Below are 26054 nucleotides of genomic sequence, written 5' to 3' on the forward strand. Positions count from 1 at the left end.
TTAGTATTTTTGTAAAAACTTTTTAATAGTCTTTTGCAAATTTAAAAACTTAAAGATAATAAAATGGCAAACAACAATTTTGATGTAATTATAGTTGGAGGTAGTTACTCTGGTCTTTCAGCAGCTATGGCATTAGGGAGATCGTTAAGAGAAGTATTGGTTATCGATGGCGGTAAACCTTGTAACAGACAAACACCACATTCCCACAATTTTTTAACTCAGGATGGAGAAACGCCGAAAGCAATTTCAGATAAGGCCCGGCAACAGGTAGAAAAATATAAAACCGTTGTGTTTTACGATGGTCTTGCTGTTCAAGGGTTCAAGACCATTGACGGCTTTGAAATTACAACAGAATCAAACGATACATTTACATCAAAAAAGTTAATTTTTGCATCGGGAATAAAAGATAGGTTACCCAATATAAAAGGACTTTCGGAATGTTGGGGGATCTCAGTTATTCACTGCCCGTATTGCCATGGGTACGAAGTAAAGCATGAAAAAACGGGTATATTAGGAAATGGAGAATATGGTTTTGAATTTTCTAAGATGATTAGTAATTGGACAAAGGATCTTACTTTATTCACCAACGGAAAATCCACTTTAACGAAAGATCAGGCCGAAAGTTTACAAGCCCATAACATACCCATTGTTGAAACCGAAATTGATAGTTTAGTGCATACAAATGGGCAACTAAAACATGTTGTTTTTAAGGAAGGAGGCACAAGTGCTGTAAAGGCTATGTATGCCAAAGTTCCATTTACTCAAAACTCAGATATTCCCATTAGTTTAGGCTGTGAATTAACAGAGCACGGTTATATTACTGTAGATTCTTTTCAAAGAACAAAAGTACCAGGGTTATTCGTTTGCGGAGATAGTACAAGTTTTATGCGCTCTGTATCAAATGCAGTAACATCGGGATCTTTTGCAGGTTCCATGGCTAACAAGGAATTGATAGAAGAAGAATTTTAAGAGACATAAAGCCATATTTGTTTAATCTTTATGTTATAATATCTGCCATTTTTTAGTACTGGCCTATAGGGTGTTTACGCTGTTGTTAACAGTTATTTACTTATAGTTATAATTTTGTCAATTGTTATTATGTTAGCTCGGCTAAGAGGCATAATATTAGTGTAAAAATTGGCTTATTGCATCTTTTTATTAATCATTATCCGTGTACCTATACTAAACTTAATGCAATGACATGTAAGTTTTTAGCGTTGCTCGTTTTGTTAACCTCTCTGGGAGCAGCCCAAAACAAAATAAATCCTGATGAGTAAGAGGGTTTTTGGGTATTTGCTATAAAAAAAACTGTGCAAAATGTTGTGCTTATCTTTTTTAAGATTAGCTGCCCTCTTTTTTTCGGTGAAATTGACTACTGCTACATATCAGTAAGTTATAAGCTATAACATTAACTGTGTGATTAAACGATCAATTATAATTCCTTGATTAGTAGGTTGAACAGAAATTTAACTAGAAAGAAATATCTGTACCCGATAAAATCCTCCTATTAGTACGAAATTAGAGATACAAACTAATAGAGTACGAATATTTTAAACTAATCCATTCTATGAACAACACTACGATACACTTTTTTCGCATAAAAAAGCTACTTCTTTTAGTAGGCATTTTTATGTTTATTACGAGTGCTTTTTCTCAAAACATCTCATCGCTTGAGAGTTTGAGAGACAACTACTCAGAACAAATAGCAATTCCATCAAAGCAACTTGATCTTTTAAAAAAATTACCAGATAATTTACGTTTTCCTATAACGATCAATGAGGAACAATTCACATTGATTCTTGAGAAAAAGTCATATCGAAGTAAGAATTATAAAGTGTTGCTTCAGGTAGAAGGTGGTGGTTTTAAAGCTTTAGATCCGGGACCGGTAAATACCTATAAAGGTTATATAGAAGAGCTTCCCGATCATCTTGTTGGAGCTGCGGTAAGCAAAGAAGCCACACATATAGAAATATTGTCACCAAATAACAATACCATTGAAATTACCTCCGAAAATTCAGTTTTAAGTAAGACTTCGGCTATTAAATCGATGGTGGTGCAAAAGAAATCATCTAAAGACATTATTAGAGGTTGTGGTCTTGATCATAGCTCAGAAGAGCATGAAACAAATCACAAAACATCAAAAACGACAACCTCAAAAGTATTGGCTGGCGAAACAGTAAAACAAGCAGAGCTAGCTTTCGATGTGGCTTACAATGCTTATACTAACAGATATAGTAGTGATGTTACAGCCATTAATACTAATATTAATGTGCTTATGCAACAAATAAATACACTTTGGATTCGAGATGTTATGGTAGAGCATACGTTGGGAACTGTGGTAATAAGAACATCTGCTGTAGATTGCCCATACGAGTCTACAGGGAATACACTAGCTACTAGAGAAACATTGGCATATTTTAGGGATTATTGGAATGGAGGACCCCATGGGCTTACTCATAATTTAGCAACGCTTATTCTGGGTGCCGGTGGTGGCGGTGGATGGGCATATGTTGGAACCGTTTCTGAAGCTGGGAGGTATTCTTTAGCAGATGGAGGCAATAAAGATACATGGCGAGGTTTTGCGAGACATGAAATAGGGCATACCTGGGGGTTGAGCCACGGCCATGGAAACCAAGAACTTGATCCTGGTGCTAGCGAAACAGGTATCATGTGGGGCGGATCACATACCAGAGCTTCTAGTGATGAGGTTACAACTATGTTGGCAGAACGTAATAGCAGCGGTTTAACAGATATTGGTCCCTATACAGCAGCTAATATTCCTCCTTACGGATTTAAAGATTTAGTGAGTTATGATAATACGGCTGGGGGTACTGGCCTTGTTATAAATGTATTAGCAAATGACCATGATGCCAATGCCGATAATCTTGTTGTAGATTCCTTTAACACAACTAGTAATTTTGGAGCTACTATTACAAGAAGTCCAGGTGATCCTAATAAATTACTGTATCAACCACCAAGTCAATTTTCAGGAAAAGATTGGTTTTATTATTATGTGAGTGATGAACAAGTGACAAACTGGGGATTGGTTACAATAGATGTAGCTGGAGCTTATAATGTAGATCCTAATGCCGAGGTATTTCATTATGACTTAGGGACACCTACTTCTGCAGTAGAACCCGGATGGATTGGAATAAGTCCAGAGACCAATGGCGATATTTATTGGTCTACTATGGTAAGTGCCATAGATAGAGGTGATATAAGTGGGGTAAATGCTATTAACCAGGATTTTGTTACTTCCAGTAGTCCGATTGTTTTCAACCATAAACTTAAAAACGGAACATGGACAATAATCATGAATATGGGCGACCATACAACAGCACACGACAATATGCAGGTAAAAGTAGAAGGTCAAATTGTCGATTCAAATGTATCAAATACGCCAGGCAGCTATCCATATGTTAGAGCTACCGATGTGGTTATGACGGATGGGGAATTAAATATTGAAATATCGGATGAAGGAGGTGCAGATCCTAACTGGGTTTGGAATAGACTTTCTATAGAGTTAAAACCAGGTACAGCCTCGCCAGAGTATTTTGTAAATATTCACCAACAAAAATATAACTATGATCTCGGAGCTGTGGGAGGTCCTTTAGAAAATAACTGGACGGCTATTACACCTATTATAGAAGGGGATATTTATTGGTCTGGACCTGTTAGTACACTTGATAGAGGTGCTGGTGGTATTAATAACATAAATCGCGATTTTATTTATTCAACAGAGCCCAGAACGCTTAGTCATAAAATAAAGAATGGAATTTGGGATGTTAAGATGAATTTAGGAGATAAAAACCAGCTTAGGGACAATATGAAAGTAATAATAGAAGGTGTAGTTGCTGGTAATAATGTAACCAGTAATTCTTCTGTTTTTACCGAAGTTAGAAATGCGAATATAAAAGTAACAGATGGTGAGTTGAATATAGAATTATCAGATCTAGGAGGAACCAATAATGAATGGGTTTGGAACCGACTTTCTTTAACGCGTGTAAGTGATTTGCCTGATCCAACAGAGAGCGATCAGGATGGCGATGGTGTTCTGGATATAAATGATTTATGCCCTGATACGCCTAGGAATACAGTAGTAGAAGCAACAGGTTGTGTAAAAGTGTTATCGAGTGAGGATTATTTGAAAAAAACAACACGTATTCACCCTAACCCAACAACTGGTATTCTGAATTTGAGTTTTGGAAGTGAGATTTTAAATTCCGAAGTAGATGTACATGTTATATCCGTTACAGGTCAGGTAATGAAAACCTTCAAAGTTGATCGATTAAAAGACAATGTACAAACTCTTGATGTTAGTAATTTACCCAAAGGATTCTACCTTCTTACTATTGTTATAGATGGAAAGTTAACAACAAATCAAAAAGTAGTACTAAAATAATTTGAGATTTGCCAACTCCTTTAAAGAGTATTGGTTTGAGTTTGTTTATAAGTCCGTTTTTGAAAAAATGCGGACTTATTATTTTTTCAAACGTTCCCCCTTTTAAATAAATAGCATCAATTAAAAAAGCGCATCGTAAAATGCGCTTTTCATGAATCCCAATAATTTTAATTTTGGTGACTAACTCAAATAATTAAATGATTGTGGACTGTCCTAGATGTATGTTAGTAAAGTTAAGATTGGTTTCATCAGGATTATTTATAAAATCCTCAATAAAATCACCAACTTTAGTGGTCGTAATATGTTCGTATTTTGTATTTAAATCTGGTGTTGTAATATGAAGCTTTAGAGATTTATCTACACCATCTCTAATTAAGTCTGCTTCTTCATGTAATTCAAAATGATCTAATAACATGGCTGCAGATAAAATGGATGCAATAGGGTTTGCAATGCCTTTATTGGCTGCCTTCGTATAAGCACCGTGTATAGGCTCGAACATAGCATGCTTGTCGCCGGTTGATGCCGATGCCAATAAACCTATAGAGCCTACTATAACGCTTGCCTCTTCAGACAAGATATCTCCAAACATGTTTTCGGTTAAAATAACATCAAACTGTCTGGGGTTAATAATAAGTTCCATAGCAGCGTTGTCAATATAAAGACAATCTAACTTAACATCAGGATATTGAGGCGCTAACTCTTGAACCACTTTACGCCATAAACGAGAGCTTGCCAAAACATTAGATTTATCAACCAAAGCCAGTTTGTGCTTTCTCGATTGTGCTGCTTTAAAAGCCAAATGTGCAATACGTTCTATTTCAAAACGGGTGTATTCACAAATATCAGAAGCCTTATCATCACCCATCTTTTTTTCGCCAAAATAAATACCACTGGTAAGTTCGCGATAAATAAGAATATTGGTATCCTTAATCTGTTTCTTCTTTAATGAGGATTTGTTTAGTAAATCTTCATAAGCAATAACAGGTCTTATATTAGTATATAAATCCAATACTTTACGAATACCTAAAAGACCCTGTTCCGGTCGTATTTCAGCATTGGGGTCGTTGTCATATTTTGTGTCTCCAATAGCACCAAACAAAATAGCATCAGCGTTTTCGCAAATACGTATAGTTTCTTCCGGTAAAGGATCTCCTGTTTTCTCTATAGCAGCAGCACCTACCAAACCGGTTTCGAAAGTAAATATATGGTTAAACTCCACAGCAATAGCCTTCAACGCCTTTACGGCTTGAGCTGTAACTTCTGGACCTATACCATCGCCCGGTAAAACGGCAATATTTAATTTCATTTCTTATTATTTAGTTCCCTTTTGGTCACTGAACGTAGTCGAAGTGACCAAAAGGGAATTACGATTATTAACAAAAAACCTCGAGGCAGAGCCTTTCGGAATTTTTTCAATTAAGCAGAAGTAATTTCTTTATATACTTTGCTGTTTTCTATAATTTGATGGATATCATTATCATCAACCTCTTTCTTCTTGTCGGCAAAATTTAAGAAATTTAAATAAATTTCATCCAACTGAAGTTTGGTTAACTCATATCCAATATTTTTTGCTCTGTATGCTAAAGCAGCCCTTCCGCTTCTTGCAGTTAATACAATAGCAGACTCTGTTACACCAACATCCTTGGGGTCTATAATCTCGTAAGTCTCACGATTTTTAATAACACCATCCTGATGAATTCCAGAACTATGCGCAAATGCATTAGCGCCAACAATAGCTTTGTTTGGCTGTGTATAAATACCCATACTATCTGAAACCAACTGACTTATGCCGTAAAGCATTTCGGTTTGTATTCTGGTATCTAGGTTTAAATATGGGTGTTGTTTTAAAATCATAACAACTTCCTCTAATGCCGTATTTCCGGCACGCTCTCCAATACCATTAATAGTACATTCAATTTGTCTCGCACCATTAATAACACCTTCAATTGAGTTGGCAGTTGCTAAGCCTAAATCGTTATGGCAATGGCAAGATAAAATAGCTTTATCAATACCCTTTACGTTTTCCTTTAAGTATTTAATTTTCGCACCATACTCATGTGGTAAACAATAACCAGTAGTGTCTGGAATGTTTAAAACTGTTGCTCCCGCTTTAATAACGGCTTCACAGACTCGTGCTAAATACTCATTATCCGTTCTTCCAGCATCTTCTGCATAAAACTCAACGTCCTCAACAAAAGATTTTGCATAACTCACGGCTTTAACAGCACGTTCAATAATATCTTCTTGTGTCGATTTAAATTTAAATTTTATATGAGAATCGGATGTCCCAATACCAGTATGAATTCTTGGTGTTTTAGCATGCTTTAATGCTTCGGCAGCTACTTTTATATCATTTTCAACAGATCTGGTTAAACCACAAACTGTTGCGTTTTTTACAATTTTAGAAATAGCATCAACCGATTTAAAATCACCAGGACTCGATACGGGAAAGCCAGCTTCAATAATATCTACCCCTAAATTATCCAACTGTTCTGCAATAATTAATTTTTGCTCAGTGTTTAACTTACAGCCAGGAACTTGCTCGCCATCTCGAAGCGTTGTATCAAAAATTTGGACGTTATTATTCGACATTTATTAAAATATATTTTCTTATTGTATTACGAATTTATATTTTGGTTTCTTAAAAGCAGAATTAAAGCTTTCGTTTTTACGATGTTTAACTTATTGATTGTTTTTTTAATCTACTGACAATCAGATTCTTAGTATTGTTTTTGTAACTATGACAAGAGAGCAAAAAGATAATTTGTTTGTGCTGATAAAGTCGCTGTCTAAATCTGAAAAGAGACAGTTTAAACTGTATGTCGGTCGTTTAGGGGTAAATGAAGATTCTAAATTCCTAACACTTTTTAACATTCTCGATAAGCTTTCTGTTTACGACGAAGCCGTTATTCTTAAAAAAGGAATCGTAAAAAAACAACAGCTTTCTAATTTAAAAGCACACTTATATAAGCAGATTTTAATTAGCTTACGATTAAACCCATCACATCAAAATATTAGAATTCAAATTCGTGAGCAACTCGATTTTGCAACCATTTTATATCACAAAGGACTTTATAAGCAAAGTTTAAAAATTCTAGACAAAGCAAAAGGCTTAGCCATAGCCAATGAAGAGAAAAACATTGCTTACGAAATTGTAGAGTTGGAAAAAATAATAGAGTCCCAATATATTACCAGAAGTCTTAATAACAGGGCAGACGAGTTATCTGTACAAGCCAAGGAATTGAGTCAGCAAAATGTAATAGCCAGCAAACTGTCTAATTTATCACTTCAGTTGTACGGCTTGTTTTTAAAAACAGGTTATATAAAAAATGATAAAGAAAATGTTAGAGTTACGAATTACTTTAACGCCAGAATGCCTAAATATGATATAAACAAATTAGGTTTTAGGGAGAAGCTGTGGCTGTATAAAGCATATCTGTGGTATAGTTTTTTAACTTCAGATTTTTTAGCGTGCTATAAGTATGCGTTTAAATGGGTAGACTTATTTTTTAAAAATAAGGATATGATTAGTTTAAACCCGGTATTCTTTTTAAAAGGAAACCACTACTTGCTCGAAGCATTATTTTACTTAAGACAATACGATAAGTTTAAGGAAGCACTCAATAAACTAGAAGACATCACCAAAGAAAAATGGTTTCCGGTTGATGATAATGTGGATGGATTAGCATTTTTATATATCTATAATAACAAGTTTAACCTGCAATTTATGGACGGGAGCTTCAAAGAAGGACTTCCTTTAATTGATGAGATATTAGAGCGTTTAAAAAACTATAAAGATCGTATCGATGAGCACCATATTATGGTATTTTATTATAAGATTGCCAGTATGTATTTTGGAGCAGGAGAGAATAAAAAGTGTATTACCTATTTAGAAAAAATAATAAGTAATAAGTCGCTACAAATGCGCGAAGATTTATTGTGCTTTTCCAGAATTTTGAATCTCGTGGCACATTACGAAGCCGGTCTCGATTATAACCTCGATGTTTTAATAAGAAGTACTTATAAGTTTTTAATTAAAATGGAAGACTTGTATGAGGTACAAAAAGAATTCATTAAATTTTTAAGAGGACTGGGCGATATTTATCCAAATGAAGTAAGAAGGGAGTTTATTAAACTTCATAAAAAACTCAAACAATATGAAGACGACCCATACCAAAGCCGTGCCTTTTTATATCTGGATATTATTTCGTGGCTGGAATCTAAAATTGAAAATAAACCAATAGACCTGGTTATACGAGATAAGTTTATTGAAAAACAAGATGGAAAATAATTTTTTTGAAAATTTTTCGAAAAAAATTAGGATATTAAATTTTTCTGAACGAATATTTGCATACAGAAGTTCAATTAACTTATTGAAGTGTTATCAAGAAAGGCGGAGGGATTAGACCCTATGAAGCCTTAGCAACCCTTTACCCGTAAAGAAGGTGCTAAATTCTACCCTGCATTGAACATGTTTCAGCGGATAGATAACTAAACGAAATCACTACCGACGATTTCAAATTTTCTTTATAACATTTTTCTATATAAGTATGCTACGAGTAGCATAGTTGACTTAATCTATTAATTCGAAAAATTAGAAAAATGAGCACACAAAAATTAGCAACAAACGCATTACACGCAGGACACGATGTTTCAGCAAACGGAGGTACAAGAGCAGTACCGATTTATCAAACAACATCGTATGTTTTTAACGATTCAGATCATGCTGCAAACCTATTTTCATTAAAAGAACTAGGATTTATATATACCAGACTTAATAACCCAACAAACCAAATTCTTCAAGAACGTTTGGCAGCCGTAGAAGGTGGTATTGGAGCCGTTGTGTTTGCTTCAGGAACCGCAGCTATTTCAACGGGATTATTAACGCTCTTAAAAGCAGGAGATCACATAGTAGCTTCTAGCAGTTTATATGGAGGAACCTATAACTTACTAAGTGTAACCTTGCCAAGATTAGGTATAACGACCACTTTTGTAGATGCCTCTAACCCAGATAATTTTAAGGAAGCGGTACAAGATAACACCAGAGCATTTTTTGTAGAATCTTTGGGGAATCCAAAACTGGATGTTTTAGACTTGGAAGCTATTGCAGTACACTCTAAAGCAGCAGGTGTGCCTTTTATTGTTGATAATACAGTAGCAACACCAGCATTGTTAAACCCATTAAAGCATGGTGCCAATATTGTTATTCATTCGTTAACCAAATACATTGGCGGACAAGGAACTTCCTTAGGTGGAGCCATTGTTGATGGTGGTACTTTCGACTGGGCAAACGGAAAGTTTCCTGAGTTTACAGAACCTTCAGCTGGATATCATGGTTTAGTTTATAACGAAGCTTTAGGAGCAGCGTCTTATACGTTCAAATTAATCTTAGAGGGATTAAGAGATTTTGGAGGAGCTTTAAGTCCAACAAATGCATTTAATATTCTTCAAGGTTTAGAAACGTTGCCAGTTAGAATAAAGCAACACAGTGAAAATGCTTTAGAACTTGCTAAATGGTTAGAACAACAAGACGAAGTGGCTTGGGTAAATTATCCAGGTTTAGAGAGTAGTAAATACAAAGCTTTAGCAGATAAATATTTACCAAAAGGACAAAGTGGTATCGTGACTTTTGGCGCAAAAGGTGGATATGATGCCGCAAAAACCGTAGCCGATAAAACTAAAATATTTTCATTGTTAGCGAATATCGGAGATACAAAATCATTAATCATCCATCCAGCAAGTACAACACACCAGCAGTTAAATGAAGAGGAACAAGCCTCGGCAGGTGTTACACAAGATTTAATTAGATTATCTGTTGGTATTGAAGATATAGAAGATTTAAAAGCCGATTTAAAGACTGCTTTTGGAGAAATTTAAGCCTTAACGTAACGATTACGAATGGAAAATGCATTGTCACATATTATAATTCCAAGCTATACTACCGAGAGTAATGCTTTAGTTAAAGATATTAAACTAAGCTATCAGGTTTTTGGCAAAACGTTGGGTACCGCGCCCATCGTTTTAGTAAACCATGCTCTAACAGGTAATAGTAATGTTGCGGGCGATGATGGCTGGTGGGAAGATTTGGTTGGTGCCGATAAAGTAATAGATACTGGTATATATACAATTTTGGCATTTAATATTCCCGGAAACGGTTTTGATGGCTTTGTAATTGATAATTATAAAGACTTTGTTGCCAGAGATGTTGCCAAACTGTTTTTAAAGGGCATTGAGGCATTACATATTGATAAACTGTTTGCCATAATAGGAGGTTCCTTAGGTGGAGGTATTGCCTGGGAAATGGCAGTTATTAAGCCAGATATTACAGTGCATTTAATTCCTGTGGCAACCGATTGGAAATCGACAGATTGGTTAATTGCTAATTGCCAGATACAAGAACAATTTCTTTTAAACTCAAGAAACCCGGTGCACGATGCAAGAATGCATGCCATGTTATGTTATCGTACACCGGAATCTTTTAAAGAGCGTTTTCACCGTTCTAAAAATGAAGATTTAGAGATTTTTAATGTAGAAAGTTGGTTGTTGCATCATGGTAAAAAACTACAAGAGCGTTTTCAGTTATCAGCTTACAAGTTGATGAATCAGCTATTAAAAACGATTGATGTTACCAAAGACAGAGCAGACGATTTTAATGTTTTGGAGCGCATCGATGCGAATATCCATATTGTTGGTGTAGATTCCGATTTGTTTTTTACAGCAGAAGAGAACAGACAAACCCACAAACAATTAGCTCTAACACACCCAAATGTAACATACAGTGAAATAAATTCGGTGCATGGACATGACGCTTTTTTAATGGAGTATGAACAATTAGAAAAAATTATTGAAGGCATTTTTGTGCCGGATTCTAAAAAAAGAAGAATGAAAGTATTAAAATTTGGAGGAAAATCTTTAGCCAATGGCGATGGCTTGAATAAAGTCCTTTCCATTATTGAAAATAAAGTTAAAAATGACGAAAGAATTACAGCTGTGGTTTCTGCAAGAGGAAATGCTACAGACGATTTAGAAGTCATTTTAAGTAAGGCCTTAAAAGGGAAACCTTTTCAAGACGAATTGGAAGCTTTTAAAACCTATCAAAAAGAACCATTAAAAACCATAGATTTTTCCGAGCAGTTTTCAACCCTAGCCAAACTTTTCGAAGGCGTTAGTTTATTACGCGATTGCAGTCAAAAAACAAAAGATGAGATTTTGGCACAAGGCGAATTATTATCTATTAAAATGGTGTCTGAATTGCTTAACCAGCGCGGTATTCAAGCAAAAGCAACAGATTCAAGACAACTCATTAAAACAGACGATGCTTTTGGTAATGCACAGCCTATTTCACAATTAACTAAAGATAATGTTAGAAGTTATTTTAAACAACATAATGGTGAAACGGTTAACATTGTTACAGGATTTATAGCGTCTAATGCTAAAAATGAAACCACGACCTTAGGTAGAAACGGAAGTAACTACACGGCGGCTTTACTGGCTAATTATTTAGATGCAGAAGAACTGCAAAACTACACGCATGTAAATGGTATTTATACAGCTAATCCAGATTTAGTTGCAGATGCACAAAAAATAAGAGAATTGTCGTTTAGCGAAGCCAATGAATTAGCTAATTTCGGAACCACTGTTTTACATGCAAAAACTATTATTCCTTTAGTTGAAAAGAACATAAACCTTCGTATTTTAAATACGTTTAATGCCGATGATGAAGGGACTTTAATTACCGCCAAGCCAAGTTCTAAAGAGGTTACATCCCTATCGGTTTTAGACGATGTAGCTCTATTAAATTTAGAAGGGCGTGGGTTGTTAGGTAAAATCGGGGTAGATGCCAGAATTTTTAAAGCCTTAAGTATTCATAATATTAGTGTGAGTATCATTTCCCAAGGCTCATCAGAGCGCGGTATTGGATTAATTATAAATGCAGATCAAGCCACACAAGCTGTTATTGCTTTAGAGCGCGAATTTGAAAACGATTTTTACGCGCAGGACGTGAATAAGATTGAAATCGTAGATGACGTATCCGTAATCTCCATTATTGGTATAGAATTAAGTTCGTTCCATAAACCATTTAACGCCTTGATTAAAAACCAGATTACACCTTTGCTGTTCAACAATACGGTAACAGGTAGAAATGTAAGTTTGGTGGTTAAAAAGAAACAATTACACAAAGCCATGAACGTGATTCATGGTGAGATTTTCGGAATTTCGAAAAAGATAAATATTGCCATCTTTGGACATGGCTTGGTTGGAGGTGCTTTGATTAATCAGATTTTAAAGTCTAAAGACGAAATTGAAAGAAGAAAAGGCATTAACCTTAATGTATTTGTCATTGCCAATTCCAGAAAGCTTCTTTTAAATAAAGATGGTGTTGCAAATAATTGGCAAGAACAATTAGAGTCGACAACACAGGAAAGTTCAATTCAAGATATTATAACTTTTGCCAAAACTCATCATTTAGAAAATTTAATAGCAGTAGATAATACCTCAAGCTCAGATTTTCACACAAATTATGTGCCTTTGGTCGAAGCAGGTTTCGATTTAGTATCATCAAACAAAATAGCAAATACCATTTCACATGGGTTTTATACAGAATTACGTTCGCAATTAGAGGAGCATAACAAACAATACCTATACGAAACCACAGTTGGAGCTGGATTGCCGTTAATTGATACAATTAAACTATTACACGAATCTGGAGAAAATATTACCAGAATACGTGGGGTATTTTCAGGAACGTTAAGTTATTTATTTAATAATTTTTCAGTTCAGGACAAGCCATTTAGTGTTATCGTTCAGGAAACCATTGATAAAGGCTTTACAGAGCCAGACCCAAGAGAAGATTTTTCAGGAAACGATGTTGCCAGAAAGTTATTGATATTGGCCAGAGAGTTAGACTTGCAGAATGAATTTGAAGATGTTGAGGTTCAGAATTTAATTCCAGAAGCCTATCAGAATATTTCTGTTGAGGAATTTTTAAGTCAGCTAGATGTATTAGATGAAGAATTCCAGAAGATAAAAGAAGTGCAGAAAGAAGGTTACGTGTTAAGATATGTGGGTGATTTATTTGGAGATTTATCACAAGACAAAGGAAATTTAGAAGTAAAGTTGGTATCTATTCCAGAAGATAGTACGTTAGGTCATGTAAAAGGATCAGACGCTATTTTCGAGATTTTTACAGAATCTTATGGCGAACAACCAATCGTTATTCAAGGCGCAGGAGCAGGAGCAGAGGTAACGGCTCGTGGTGTTTTTGGTGATATTTTAAGGCTGTCTAAACATATAAATTAAATTCCCGCGAAGGCGGGAATCTTATGAATTGAACTTTAAATTACTATAGTGAGTCATTGCGAAGGAACTACGACTGTGGCTATCTGTTATTTTAGTCCAGGTTTGAAAGATTACAACGCTTCGACTCGTTCAGTGCAAGCTAGAAACGTTCCTCGAAATGATGGCCTGATTTAACTTTTTATAAATATAGTTAAATAGGGTTTATTAATAAGTAAAGTCAAGCGCAAAGCAAGACTTCAAAAAAAATAATATGAGCAAAGAGAAAAAACAGTTTGAAACAGAAGTTATACGTACACAACTAAATCGTACCGAATTCTTAGAACATACAAGTCCGTTATATTTAACCTCAAGTTTTGTGTTTGAAGATGCCGAAGATATGCGTGCCTCTTTTACAGAAGAAAAGGAACGTAACATATACAGTCGTTTTACTAACCCAAATACATCGGAGTTTGTAGATAAAGTATGCAAAATGGAAGGAGCTGAAGCTGGTTATGCATTTGCAACAGGAATGGCGGCTATTTACGCGACTTTTGCGGCACTTTTAGAAAGCGGTGACCATATTGTGTCGGCACGATCTGTTTTTGGATCTACGCATACCCTGTTTACTAAATATTTTCCGAAATGGCAGATTGAAACGACGTATTTCGATATTAATAAACCAGAGACCATTGAAAGCTGTATTACGCCTAAAACAAAAATTCTATTTGCAGAATCACCAACAAACCCAGCAATCGATATAATTGATTTAGAGTTGTTAGGAGATATTGCAAAAAAACACAATTTAATTCTAATTATAGATAACTGTTTTGCTACATCATATTTACAACAACCTATAAAATACGGCGCACACTTGGTTACGCATAGTGCTACCAAGCTTATGGATGGACAAGGTCGCGTATTAGGAGGTGTTACAGTCGGTAATGCCGATTTAATTCGAGAGATTTACTTGTTTGCCAGAAATACAGGACCAGCGTTATCACCATTTAATGCATGGACCCTATCTAAAAGTTTAGAAACATTACCTGTAAGGGTTGAAAAGCATTGTGAAAATGCTCTAAAAGTAGCAGAGTTTTTAGAAGACCACCCAAAAGTGAATTGGGTAAGGTATCCATTTTTAAAATCGCACCCGCAATATGAAGTGGCTAAAAAACAGATGAAATTAGGAGGTAACATTGTAGCTTTCGAAGTTAAAGGTGGCATTGAAGCAGGGCGCAAATTTTTAAATGCTATAAAACTATGCTCATTGTCGGCTAATTTAGGTGATACACGAACCATTGTAACACACCCAGCATCTACAACCCATAGTAAACTATTGGAAGAAGACAGATTGGAAGTAAACATTACCGATGGTTTGGTAAGAGTATCGGTCGGCTTAGAGCATATCGATGATATTATTGAAGATTTAAAACAGGCTTTGGGTTAATTGCTTTTGGCTTTGGAAATTATAAGTAAGATGGCTTTAGTTAATGTTACTTCGAGATTAGAGACAAAAATTTTATCAAGCGGAAATAATGACGTCATGTCTAAAGGAACGCAGTCTAGAGGTTTTAAGAAGGTCTCGACTGCGCTCGACCAGACGACTTTCAGTCTGTTTTTACAATCCAGGCCCGATTTAATTCTATTATATTTCTGTGCTCTAATTTATTAATAAGTAAACTCGAATTACTTATTTGTAAATAATTTATATTTAGAATCATTTGTGATAATTCGTGAAATTAGTGTCTATCTTTATAAAACTATTATTTAATATGCAGCTATATTTGTGGGTTCACCGTAGCTGTCGGTAGACAGATTTTCGATACGATCCCGAAGAAAATCGGGATCAAACCGACATAAATTTTCTTATCCAAGATTCACCTTTAAATTAAGAAATAATGTTATTCCAAACGAGTTACGTAACAAAAAAGGCTGTCTCAATAGACAGCCTTTATAATTGTTTAAGGGATTATTATTGCTTGATAAATCGCTTGGTTGTTGCTAGCCTTTTAGAAACAAATCTTACGAAATACATACCAGACATCAATTGGGATGTATCGATAGTATGAGACCCCTTGCTTGGGTCTACCTTTTTAACGATCGCTCCCGAAGATGCAAATATTGTAATTTCATCAAGATCATGCTCTAAAACATCAATGGTTAACCTTGATTTTGCTGGGATAGGGTACATGTTGATGTTTTTATTTGTAGCTTCAGTAAATGCTTGTAAAGCCTTTTCATTTGATCTAACAGAGCTTCCAGTTCCAAGATTTATGGTGTAGTCTTCCACTTCACCATAAGTGAAAGTTTCACAAGAGGTTGGGGTGTCGTTATACTTCATTGAAACTCGCATTCTAACCGAAGTTTTAGAAGTTCCACTTGGAACTGTAAAAGTTCCGCTATTAGGAGTATCAGTTGAAGGCGATTTAGACCAAACAAGTTCACCTGAATCATTAAAGTTTCCATTATTATTATAGTCAATCCAAACGGCATAACCTTCAGAATATGTGATTCCTGTCCATGTAGGGGTAACTGTTATCGTATATGTTGCACCTTCATTTAGATCTGTAGAGATTGAAGTGAAATCTGAATAAAATTGCGCATTAGAATTGTTATTGATTGTATTTAACTGAACATTGCTAATATATTCGTCGTTTACATTGGTACTCGCAGAGCTACAATAATTAACATTGGCGGCAGTTGTAGTAAACGAAACAGAGGCACTTCCCGAAACATTCCCGGCAGCATCCTGAGCAGTTACAGCAGCAGTATAGGTGGTTAAAGGGGAAAGTCCTGTAGCGTTAAAAGTAGTTGTTGCAGAACTGCCAACAGGATTACCGTCTATACTAATATTATAAAGCGTAACGCCTACATTATCTGTAGATGCGGTCCAATTGAGTGTTGCCCCACTACCAGTTATGTTACTGGCAACCAAATTAGTTGGATTTGTTGGTGCTTCGGTATCAGCTGTGCCTGCTTGAATTTGAAATTTTCCAACCACACCTTTTCTACTTCCATTAATGTACTCATTAATAAACCAGAATGAAGCATCATCAGACGGATCTACATCAATTTTACTGTAATCGCCATATCGATTACCGCTAATATCTGCGGTTCCATTTGCGATAACTTGTTCGGTACTTGTCATGGTTCCTAATGGGTCCGAACTCAATCTGCCAGTAAAATAAGAACTCACTCTAACTGTAGCTGAAGTTGAAGGTCCAGACATAGAGGTATAGCCCATTCCTATATTGCCCTGCCCGTCCATGGCCAGACTCGCGTTCCAGGCATGCTTTCCGTTTGGCGCGGTATAGGTGCCTTCTTGATACAAAGACCAGGGTTGATTATCCCCGCTCTGCCTAAACTCGTACCAGCGTATTCCTGCCAGCTTACCAGAACTAGCGTCTGTATCGACCACAAAATTAAACAGCGCCGAATTATGAGTCGCAAATTTTCTAAATTGGGCTTGGTTCATAATAGTTGCTTGCAAAGCATCAATTGGAACGCCACCTCCGGGTTGGGTTAAATTAGAAAAGCTTCCGTTGTCAAAAACACCAATAAAAGGTGTTGTGTTGATTTGCTGAGGGCTGGAAACTGTAGAACTTCCGGGGCTGCTCCAATTTACATTCGCAGTCCAAACTTTAATATGGTCTTGAGATACACCGCTCCATGCATCATCTTGTAAATAAACTATTGTAGCACCTCCGGGAGCTGGTAAGTTACCATCGGTAACATTTAATACTTGTGGGCTATAAAAACCACTGGTTACGATTCCCGGTAGGTTAAATCCGAGAATTTGGGCTCCAGAGCCTCCCGTTAACATAACATCTCTTTCTAATATCCATAGTTTATTAGAGCTAGCCGTATTATCGGTAAGATAATAGCCATCACTCCATACAGATAATTTTTGATAATCGGATATAGTAGAGATATTGTATACATACCATCCTGCAGTAAGCGGGTTGGGGCCATCTGAAACGGCCACCTGGGCTCCCGATCCCAGAAAGGAAAGGACCCATCTGTCTGCTGCATTATCATAGGATACCGTAAGATCGCAGCAACCGCCCGAAGGAAAAATAGCTGGATTGGGAGACGTTTCGCCTAACAATTGATTTCCAGATTTATCATAAATCATAAACCCAGTATTAAAAACCACCATGACGTGATTAGGACCTATGGCCAGTGAAGGGTCGGTTGGGCTGGAATTTGATGAATAAGTGTCAAAAACAAGGCTGGCAGGAGCTCTTTGCATACTTTGTTCCTGTTCGTGCCTATTTCTAATAAAATAATCATCTTCTGTTTGAGGGTCTTTACCTGAAACAACTTTATTTCCTAACGATCTTTTATCTTTTGCTTCTCTGACTGAATTGTCAGGCGGTACCAGATCATTGGGTCTTGATAACATGGAAGAAACATGCTCTACAGATGATATTTTTCCTTGATAAAAAGCTTTGTGTTGATTTACTTGAGCGTGTGTCATAAAAGAAATGACGAATAATAATGGTAATAATAGATTTTTGCGTTTCATTTTGGCTTGTTTTAAGTTTTTAATTAAATGGCAGGTCATATTCACATATGCACTAACCTTCCCTTACCTATTTCTTTTAAGAAATGGCATTCAGTTCTTATAGTGTTAGTGTACATGTTTGTTGCTAATCAATCGAGATCATAGAAGAGAGGATGATCCTAAAAAAGATTGTTTAGTACCCTTTAAAATTAAAACCAATTTCATTTTTGTCTCGTAACCAGTAGAGCGGCTATAATATTTAATTATAAGCCTGGTTAACAGAGTTTTGTTTGCGGTTTAGATATAATTTAGGGCGCAAAAAAGATAGATTTTTTAAAATTGGAAATTCCTAATTTTGAAGATCTATCTCTGATAATCTATAGATTAAAGTTATGGAAATATTTTGTAAAATTCATCTTTTATTTAAAAAAATTTCTTGCAAAACATTGATTTGCAATCGATTCGAAGAAATTATATGGAAAAACCTTGTATTTAAACCTATTTTTAATGCCATTACATCACAAAAAAGGCTGCCTTAAGAGACAGCCTTTATAATAGTTAAGAGATAATTATTGCTTGATAAATCGCTTGGTTGTTGCCAGTCTTTTAGAAACAAATCTTACGAAATACATGCCAGACATCAATTGGGACGTATCGATAGTATGAGAGCCCTTGCTCGGGTCTACCTTTTTAACGATCGCTCCCGAGGATGCAAATATTGTAATTTCATCAAGATCATGCTCTAAAACATCAATGGTTAACCTTGATTTTGCCGGGATAGGATACATGTTGATGTTTTTATTTGTAGCTTCGGTGAATGACCTCAATGCATCTTCATTGGTTTTTACTGAACTTCCACTTTTAAGATTAATGGTATAGTCTTCAACTTCACCCCATATGAAAGATTCACAGGATGTTGGGATGCCGTTATACTTCATTGAAACTCGCATTCTAACAGAAGTTTTAGAGGTTCCTTCAGGGATGGTAAAAGTTCCGCTATTGGTAATATCGGTTGAAGGCGCTTTAGACCAAACTAGCTCACCAGAATCATCAAAACTTCCATTATTATTATAGTCAATCCAAACGGCATAACCTTCAGGGTATTCGGTACCTGTCCAGGTAGGGTAAATGTTTATGGTAAATGATGAACCTTCGTATAAATCTGCAGAGATTGAAGTGAAATCTGAATAAAATTGTGCATCAGAAGGGTTGTATATAGAGTGTACCTGTACGACGCCGATATACTCATCATTTACACTTGAACTCGTAGAATTACAATAAATAATTTCCGCTTCAATTGTAGTAAATGAAACAGTGGCACTTCCTGAAACGTTCCCCGCTGCATCCTGAGCAGTTACAGAAACAGTATGTGTGGTTAATGGCGCAAGTCCTGTAACGTTAAAAGTGTTGCTAGAAGCAGTACCAACAGGATCACCATCTACAGAGATGTTATAAAGCGTAACGCCTATATTATCTGTGGATGCCGTCCAATTGAGTGTTGCACCATTACCTGTTATATTACTGGCAACCAAATCCGTTGGATCTGTTGGTGCTTCAGAGTCAGGAACGCCAGCTTCAATTTGGAATTTTCCAACCACACCTTTTCTAGTAACATTAATATACTCGTTAATAAACCAGAACGAAGCATCATCAGACGGATCTACATCAATCTTACTGTAATCTCCATATCGATTACCGCTAATATCTGCGGTTCCATTTGCGATAACCTGTTCCGCACTTGTCATGGTTCCTAATGGGTCGGTACTCAATCTACCGGTAAAGTAAGAACTGACCCTAACCGCTGTTGGAGTTGAAGCCCCCGACATTGATGTATAGCCCATTCCTATATTCCCTTGCCCGTCCATGGCCAAACTTGCGTTCCAGGCATGCTTTCCGTCTGGTGCGGTATACGTGCCTTCTTGATATAAAGACCAGGGCTGATTATCCCCACTCTGTCTAAACTCGTACCAGCGTATTCCTGCCAGTTTGCCTATACTGGCATCTGTGTCAACTACAAAATTAAACAGCGCCGAATTATGAGTTGGAAATTTTCTAAATTGGGCTTGGTTCATAATGGTTGCTTGCAGCGCATCAATTGGAATGCCACCCCCGGGTTGGGTTAAATTGGAAAAACTTCCACTGTCGAAAACACTAATAAAAGGTGTTGTGGTGATTTCCTGAGGGCTGGAAATTGTAGAGTTTCCTGGGGTACTCCAATCCATGTTTGCAGTCCAAACTTTAATATGGTCTTGAGATACACCGTTCCAGGCATCATCTTGTAAATATACTATTGTAGCACCTCCGGGAGCAGGTAAGTTACCATCGGTAACATTTAACACTTGTGGGCTATAAAAACCACTGGTTGCAATTCCGGGAAGGTCAAATCCGAGAATTTGGGCTCCAGCACCCCCTGTTAGCATAACATCTCTTTCTAATACCCAAAGTTTATTAGAGCTAGTGGTATTATCGGTAAGATAATAGCCATCACTCCAGATAGATAATTTTTGGTAATCTTGAATGGTAGCGATATTGTATACATACCATCCTGCCGTAAGTGGGTTGGGACCATCAGAAACAGCCACTTGAGCACCCGCTCCCAGGAACGAAAGGACCCATCTGTCTGCTGCATTGTCATAGGATACCGTAAGATCGCAGCATCCGCCTGAAGGAAAAATGGCTGGATTAGGTGCTGTTTCGCCTAATAATTCATTTCCTAATTTATCATAAATCATAAACCCGGTATTAAAAACTACCATGACGTGATTTGGACCTATGGCCAGGGAAGGGTCAGTAGGGCTGGAATTTGATGAGTAAGTATCAAAAACAAGGCTAGCAGGAGCTCTTTGCATACTTTGTTCCATTTTATGCCTATTTCTAATAAAATAATCATCTTCTTTTTGAGGGTCTTTACCAGATACAACTAAATTTCCTAATGATCTTTTATCTTTTGCCTCTCTAACTGAATTGTCTGGAGGGACAAGGTCGTTAGGTCTTGATAACATGGGGGATACATGCTCTATGGATGATATTTTTCCTTGATAAAAAGCTTTGTTTTGGGTTACTTGTGCTTGTGTCATAAAAGAAATGACGAATAATAATGGTAATAATAGATTTTTGCGTTTCATTTTGGCTTGTATTAAGTTTTTAATTAAACGGTAGGTCATATTCACATATGTACTAACCTTTTCCTTGCCTATTTCTTTTAAGAAATGGCATTAAGCTCGTATAGTGTTAGTGTACATGTTAGTTGCTAATCAATCGAGATCATAGAAGAGAGGATGATCCTTAAAGATTGTTTAGCATCCTTTTAAAATTAAAACCTATTTCATTTTTGTCTCGTAACCAGTAGAGTGGCTATAACAATTTGTCCATAGCCTGATTAACCGAATTTTGTTGGCGGTTTAGGTATAATTTAGGGCGCAAAAAAGATAGATTTTTTAAATTAGTAATACCGAATTTTGATGATCTATCTTTATTAATCTTCGACTAAAGTTAAGTAAATATTTCGTATTAATGTAAAAAAATAAATACAAAATAAACGATAAAAATGATCTCCTATAATCAGCTCGAAGCTAAGTAGCACATTACTAAAAAGTTAAATACTTTTAAAAAGTTAGACGTTGATAATACCAATTTGATTCGGAAAGTGATTTTTTTAGGAAATACAAGACAAACCTTGTTTGTTTTTAATAAATGAATGCTTTGAAAAAGTTTGAAGAAGCTATTGGTAAACGTAAAAAAATAGTAAAAAACCTGTTATTTCTAATTATCTGTATCTTAGAAACACAAAAGAGGCTTTTTAATTAGCCTCTTTTGTTTGTTATGTAAAGTTGTTTCCTAAGAATTAGTTAGAAACTACTTTATTGTAAGTAAACTTTATTTTACTCGTAATACGATTTCCTTTTACATCGGTAAAAATGAAATCCTCCTCTGTAAAGAAAGCCGTTTTATCTTCATTAAGTTCGATACTAATCGTTCGAGAGCTACAGAAATCTACAAGAGTTAGAATAGTGTTATCTACTAATTTCCAAGTACCAGTTGATGTTCTCTTATTACTACAATTTGATGCTGTTGTTCCTTGTTCGCTGGTATAGCTTCTGTCACTTTTAAAATTAAAGAAGGCATCTTTTTGACATTCTGAGTATTGCTCATATAAATTTTTACTTGGGTTGTCCACGTTATCGTCGGTTAAGTCTATTTCCTTTTCCGAAACGATTTCCGCTAAATCCCACTTGTGAGCAAAAGCAGTTTCACTATTACTCAATTCTCCGGTTAAGTCTTCAATGCATTTTGGATCATCATCACTACAACTAACAAATAATAGAGTAATTACAATCAAACTACTCATCAGGGCATAAGTCTTTTTCATATTAAATAAATTTTCATGGTTAATATTATAGATGCAAAATATTAAAAATAGTTGCGTGGTATTTTAAAGATTTTGTAATAAAGCTTTTTTTTAATGTGTTCAATAAAGTTAACAGTTACTAGCAGAAATAGGTTTTACGATGTTCTGGTTATAATGAGTATCTGTAATACAACAAATAAAAAATAAAGTCAGGTTTTAACTATAAGACGTAGTTTTTTTTACTGGTCTTTCCAAAGTTGTTGTTGGTCGATAACTTTAATATTCTAATATAGATTATTATACATTTATTCCTTGTAAGTCGTTTCGACGACTCTTAATTAATGAAATACGCATTAAATATATACCACTCTAATTATAAATGCTCAGGAATTAGGAACTAATAGAATTATATTGATACTAATTTAAATACTTTTGGTATCAAAAATGGAGTACTGCTAAAATTTCATTATTAGTAAAATTGTAAGTAAGTTAGATCAATTATGAAAAAAAGTATTGTTTTATTAAGTTTTTTATTAGTTCTTTTTTCCTGTCAAAAGAAAGTATTGGTAGACCTAACTGACTATGTAGACCCTATGATTGGGACGGATGCCCATGGTCATACATTTCCAGGAGCTACCACCCCATTTGGAATGGTTCAATTAAGTCCGTCAAACGATTTTAAATCATGGGATTGGTGTTCTGGGTATCATTATTCAGATTCCATAATCAAAGGGTTTGCTCACAACCATATTAGTGGAGCAGGACTATCTGGGTTAGGCGATATTTTAATCATGCCAACCATGGGTAAAAAAACAACCAAATCGGGATCAGACGAATTGGTAGATGATAGCTACCGGTCTCGTTTTTCACATAAAACAGAACGTGCCAGAGCAGGGTACTATGCCGTTACATTAGAAGACTATGGCATAAATGTAGAATTAACCGCTACGCCCCGAACGGGTTTCCATAAATACACATTTAATAAGTCTGGTGTTTCAGATATCGTTATAGACCCAACACATGGGGTTATGGAGCGTGCTGCAGAAACATCTATCGAGGTCGTTTCCAACAGCGAAATAAGAGGTTATAAAAGCGTTGGTAGTGGCGACAAATATCGTTACGCTTATTTTAGCGCTAAATTCTCTAAGCCTTTCGAAAAAGCAACAATAACTGATAATGATAAAGAAATAGAAGAGCAAAAATTAACCGCTCTTAAAGCCAAAGGCTATGTTTCCTTTAACGTTGAAGAAGGCGAACAAATAGAAGTATCCGTTACACTATCTCCAATAGATTATGATGGTGTTGACAAGAACTTCAAGACCGAAGCTCAAGGAAAATCTTTCGATGATGTTTTAAAAGAAACAACAGAAGCCTGGAACAAGGTTTTAAATAAAATAACTATTAGTGAAACAAGCTCTGATGCTAAAAAGAGAACGTTTTACACGGCCATGTACCATGCGTTTATTTCGCCTAATATTATTTCGGATGTAGATGGTCGTTATGCCGTAGAAGGCAAACAATATAAATTTAATAGCACACAATATAGTAACTATTCAACATGGGATACTTACAGAGCATTACATCCTTTGTTAACTATTATAGAACAAAAAGAAACCTCAAAGATGATTAATAGCTTAATTTCTAGAGATTCCCAGGCAGGTGTAGGACAGCCTGTTTGGGAGCTCTTGGGGTTCGACAATGGTTGTATGATTGGTTATACAACATCGTCTGTAATAGGCGATGCCGTGTTAAAAAATATTGATGGTATTAATTACGAGGAGGCTTTTAAATCTATGTATAAGGCAGCATCAGACTTGTCAAAACATAGTGCTGTATACGATGTTAGCGGACTAGAAGACTATATTAATTATGGGTACGTAACGGGCGAAACAGGATCGTCTGTATCCAAAACAACAGAATATAATTACCATGATTTCGTTATAGCCGAAGTTGCCAAAAAATTAGGAAAAACTAAAGAAGCCGAAGAATTTCATAAAAGAAGCATAGGATATAGAGCCATGTTTAATCCAGAAGACGGTTACTTATATCCCGTTTACAGTACTGGTGAAATGCACAAATTAAATTTAAGCTCTTGGGACGATTTAATACCTAATTATGTTTCTGGAAACATATGGGCCTATTCAGCATACACACCTCATGATATGGCAGGAGTTATTCAATTGCATGGTGGAAAAGAAAAATATGCTACTTGGTTAGATAAAGTTTTCTCAGACACTTCAACACTAGGAGGTGCACAACATGTAGATATTTCAGGATTTATTGGTAAATATGGTCATGGTGACGAGCCAGGGCATCAAATGCCTTATCTATATAATTTTGTTGGGCAACCGTGGAAAAGTCAAAAGTATGTCAATGAAGTCGTAACTACGATGTATTCAGATAAGCCAGACGGACTAATTAACAACGAAGATTTGGGGCAAATGTCTGCATGGTACATTTTTAGTACACTAGGATTTTATCCTGTAGCACCAGCGAGCCTCAACTACCAACTGGGAGCCCCATATTATGAAAGTGCTACTGTAAATTTAGAAAATGGCAATACATTTACTGTTAAAGCCCATAATCTATCTGATGCTAACTTTTATGTACAATCTGTTAAGCTTAACGGCGAAATCTATAATAAAACATTTATAAGTCACGACGATATTATGAATGGTGGTGTATTGGAGTTTACTATGGGAGAAGCTCCTAATAAAGTTTGGGGAAGCCTAGATGAGAGTACATCAATAGGAGCGATTTCTGCAAAAAGCCCTGAAATACTTGTAAAAGCAACTGCCTCACCTTACGATGAAAACAACTCGTTCTTCTTTTCAGAAAAACATATAGCAACATTAAAAAGTAACGACAGCGACGCAGATATTTATTATACCACAGATGGTTCTACGCCAACACTACGATCTAATAAATACAAACAACCCTTTGAAATAAAAGAGAACTGTATTTTAAAGGCTGCAGCTATAAAACAAGGGTTAAATATTAGTAAAATATACGAAAAACCACTTTTTAAAAGTATCTTTCCTTTATTAAAAGAAGGATACCCCAAAATAACTATGAACAATTGGTCGGAACCAAACTATGGTAAAGAAGATGGCAGGCTGCTTTTTGATGAGGTTGTTGGCTCTAGTAGCTATGGAGATGGGAAATGGACTGCCATAAAAGATACCTTTGATGTTGGTATTGATTTAGGACAAAATCACATCGTAGAAAATATATCGGTAGGTGTTTTAACCGATATTGGCTCTTGGATTTTCCCAACTAAATCTATCGAGGTTTATGGAGGGAATTCAAATCAAAGTTTAAATCTTATTGGAAAACTAAACTTACCAAAAGCAGACAAATTTCCAAAAGAAGTAAATCGCTATACACTGCCGGTAAAAAAGGGACAGTACAAATATTTGAGAGTAAAAGTAAATCCTTACGGAGTTGCTCCAGAATGGCACGGTGCATTTGGGCAAAAAGTATGGCTGTTTATAGATGAAATCATGGTGTTCTAAAGTTTA

Annotated in this window: 12 protein-coding genes and 1 riboswitch; of the genes, 7 read left to right on the top strand and 5 right to left on the bottom strand. The window is 35.8% G+C overall.

Going from position 1 to position 26054, the window contains the following annotated elements:
• Positions 1-63: 63 nt before the first annotated feature.
• Positions 64-969, top strand: a complete 906-nt coding sequence (locus tag C1H87_RS15615; RefSeq protein WP_102756706.1) for an NAD(P)/FAD-dependent oxidoreductase — start codon at positions 64-66, stop codon at positions 967-969.
• A gap of 598 nt (positions 970-1567) precedes the next feature.
• The gene (locus C1H87_RS15620; RefSeq protein ID WP_102756707.1) at positions 1568-4402 is read left to right on the top strand and encodes a T9SS type A sorting domain-containing protein; all 2835 of its coding nucleotides are present in this window, start codon (positions 1568-1570) and stop codon (positions 4400-4402) included.
• A 193-nt stretch (positions 4403-4595) separates the two neighbouring features.
• Here the strand turns inward: C1H87_RS15620 and leuB are convergent, their stop codons facing one another.
• Positions 4596-5708, bottom strand: coding sequence for a 3-isopropylmalate dehydrogenase (leuB, locus tag C1H87_RS15625; RefSeq protein ID WP_102756708.1), 1113 nt, complete (start codon positions 5706-5708; stop codon positions 4596-4598).
• Between the two features lie 110 nt (positions 5709-5818).
• Complete coding sequence (locus C1H87_RS15630) at positions 5819-6994, bottom strand: 2-isopropylmalate synthase (RefSeq protein WP_102756709.1); 1176 nt, start codon at positions 6992-6994, stop codon at positions 5819-5821.
• 148 nt (positions 6995-7142) lie between these two features.
• Between C1H87_RS15630 and C1H87_RS15635 the strand changes: the two genes are divergently transcribed.
• The 4 genes from C1H87_RS15635 (at position 7143) to C1H87_RS15650 (ending at position 15125) form a co-directional block, all read left to right on the top strand.
• On the top strand, positions 7143-8693 hold the full coding sequence (locus C1H87_RS15635; RefSeq protein ID WP_102756710.1) for a hypothetical protein: 1551 nt from the start codon (positions 7143-7145) through the stop codon (positions 8691-8693).
• 87 nt (positions 8694-8780) lie between these two features.
• Positions 8781-8896, top strand: a riboswitch (SAM riboswitch).
• 108 nt (positions 8897-9004) lie between these two features.
• A complete protein-coding gene (locus tag C1H87_RS15640; RefSeq protein ID WP_102756711.1) occupies positions 9005-10279 on the top strand; it encodes an O-acetylhomoserine aminocarboxypropyltransferase/cysteine synthase family protein in 1275 nt (424 codons plus the stop codon).
• A 21-nt stretch (positions 10280-10300) separates the two neighbouring features.
• Positions 10301-13702, top strand: coding sequence for a bifunctional aspartate kinase/homoserine dehydrogenase I (thrA, locus tag C1H87_RS15645; protein ID WP_102756712.1), 3402 nt, complete (start codon positions 10301-10303; stop codon positions 13700-13702).
• Between the two features lie 250 nt (positions 13703-13952).
• Positions 13953-15125, top strand: coding sequence for a trans-sulfuration enzyme family protein (locus C1H87_RS15650; RefSeq protein ID WP_102756713.1), 1173 nt, complete (start codon positions 13953-13955; stop codon positions 15123-15125).
• 525 nt (positions 15126-15650) lie between these two features.
• Here C1H87_RS15650 and C1H87_RS15655 read toward each other — a convergent pair.
• The 3 genes from C1H87_RS15655 to C1H87_RS15665 all read right to left on the bottom strand — a co-directional run bounded on the left by C1H87_RS15655 (position 15651) and on the right by C1H87_RS15665 (position 22554).
• A complete protein-coding gene (locus C1H87_RS15655; protein ID WP_158655247.1) occupies positions 15651-18206 on the bottom strand; it encodes a T9SS type A sorting domain-containing protein in 2556 nt (851 codons plus the stop codon).
• A 548-nt stretch (positions 18207-18754) separates the two neighbouring features.
• Positions 18755-21310: a GEVED domain-containing protein gene (locus C1H87_RS15660; protein ID WP_158655248.1), complete on the bottom strand. Its 2556-nt coding sequence runs from the start codon at positions 21308-21310 to the stop codon at positions 18755-18757.
• A 719-nt stretch (positions 21311-22029) separates the two neighbouring features.
• On the bottom strand, positions 22030-22554 hold the full coding sequence (locus C1H87_RS15665) for a DUF5004 domain-containing protein (RefSeq protein ID WP_102756716.1): 525 nt from the start codon (positions 22552-22554) through the stop codon (positions 22030-22032).
• 479 nt (positions 22555-23033) lie between these two features.
• Between C1H87_RS15665 and C1H87_RS15670 the strand changes: the two genes are divergently transcribed.
• Complete coding sequence (locus C1H87_RS15670; RefSeq protein ID WP_102756717.1) at positions 23034-26048, top strand: GH92 family glycosyl hydrolase; 3015 nt, start codon at positions 23034-23036, stop codon at positions 26046-26048.
• Positions 26049-26054 lie beyond the last annotated feature (6 nt).

The organism is Flavivirga eckloniae (genome assembly GCF_002886045.1).
Lineage (GTDB): Bacteria > Bacteroidota > Bacteroidia > Flavobacteriales > Flavobacteriaceae > Flavivirga > Flavivirga eckloniae.

Bases quoted from the DNA above. Each gene is read 5' to 3' on its own strand.
- thrA (WP_102756712.1), top strand. From the start codon at position 10,301: ATGGAAAATGCATTGTCACATATTATAATTCCAAGCTATACTACCGAG.
- C1H87_RS15670 (WP_102756717.1), top strand. From the start codon at position 23,034: ATGAAAAAAAGTATTGTTTTATTAAGTTTTTTATTAGTTCTTTTTTCC.
- C1H87_RS15660 (WP_158655248.1), bottom strand. From the start codon at position 21,310: ATGAAACGCAAAAATCTATTATTACCATTATTATTCGTCATTTCTTTT.
- C1H87_RS15630 (WP_102756709.1), bottom strand. From the start codon at position 6,994: ATGTCGAATAATAACGTCCAAATTTTTGATACAACGCTTCGAGATGGC.
- C1H87_RS15615 (WP_102756706.1), top strand. From the start codon at position 64: ATGGCAAACAACAATTTTGATGTAATTATAGTTGGAGGTAGTTACTCT.
- C1H87_RS15620 (WP_102756707.1), top strand. From the start codon at position 1,568: ATGAACAACACTACGATACACTTTTTTCGCATAAAAAAGCTACTTCTT.
- C1H87_RS15640 (WP_102756711.1), top strand. From the start codon at position 9,005: ATGAGCACACAAAAATTAGCAACAAACGCATTACACGCAGGACACGAT.
- leuB (WP_102756708.1), bottom strand. From the start codon at position 5,708: ATGAAATTAAATATTGCCGTTTTACCGGGCGATGGTATAGGTCCAGAA.
- C1H87_RS15665 (WP_102756716.1), bottom strand. From the start codon at position 22,554: ATGAAAAAGACTTATGCCCTGATGAGTAGTTTGATTGTAATTACTCTA.
- C1H87_RS15650 (WP_102756713.1), top strand. From the start codon at position 13,953: ATGAGCAAAGAGAAAAAACAGTTTGAAACAGAAGTTATACGTACACAA.
- C1H87_RS15635 (WP_102756710.1), top strand. From the start codon at position 7,143: ATGACAAGAGAGCAAAAAGATAATTTGTTTGTGCTGATAAAGTCGCTG.
- C1H87_RS15655 (WP_158655247.1), bottom strand. From the start codon at position 18,206: ATGAAACGCAAAAATCTATTATTACCATTATTATTCGTCATTTCTTTT.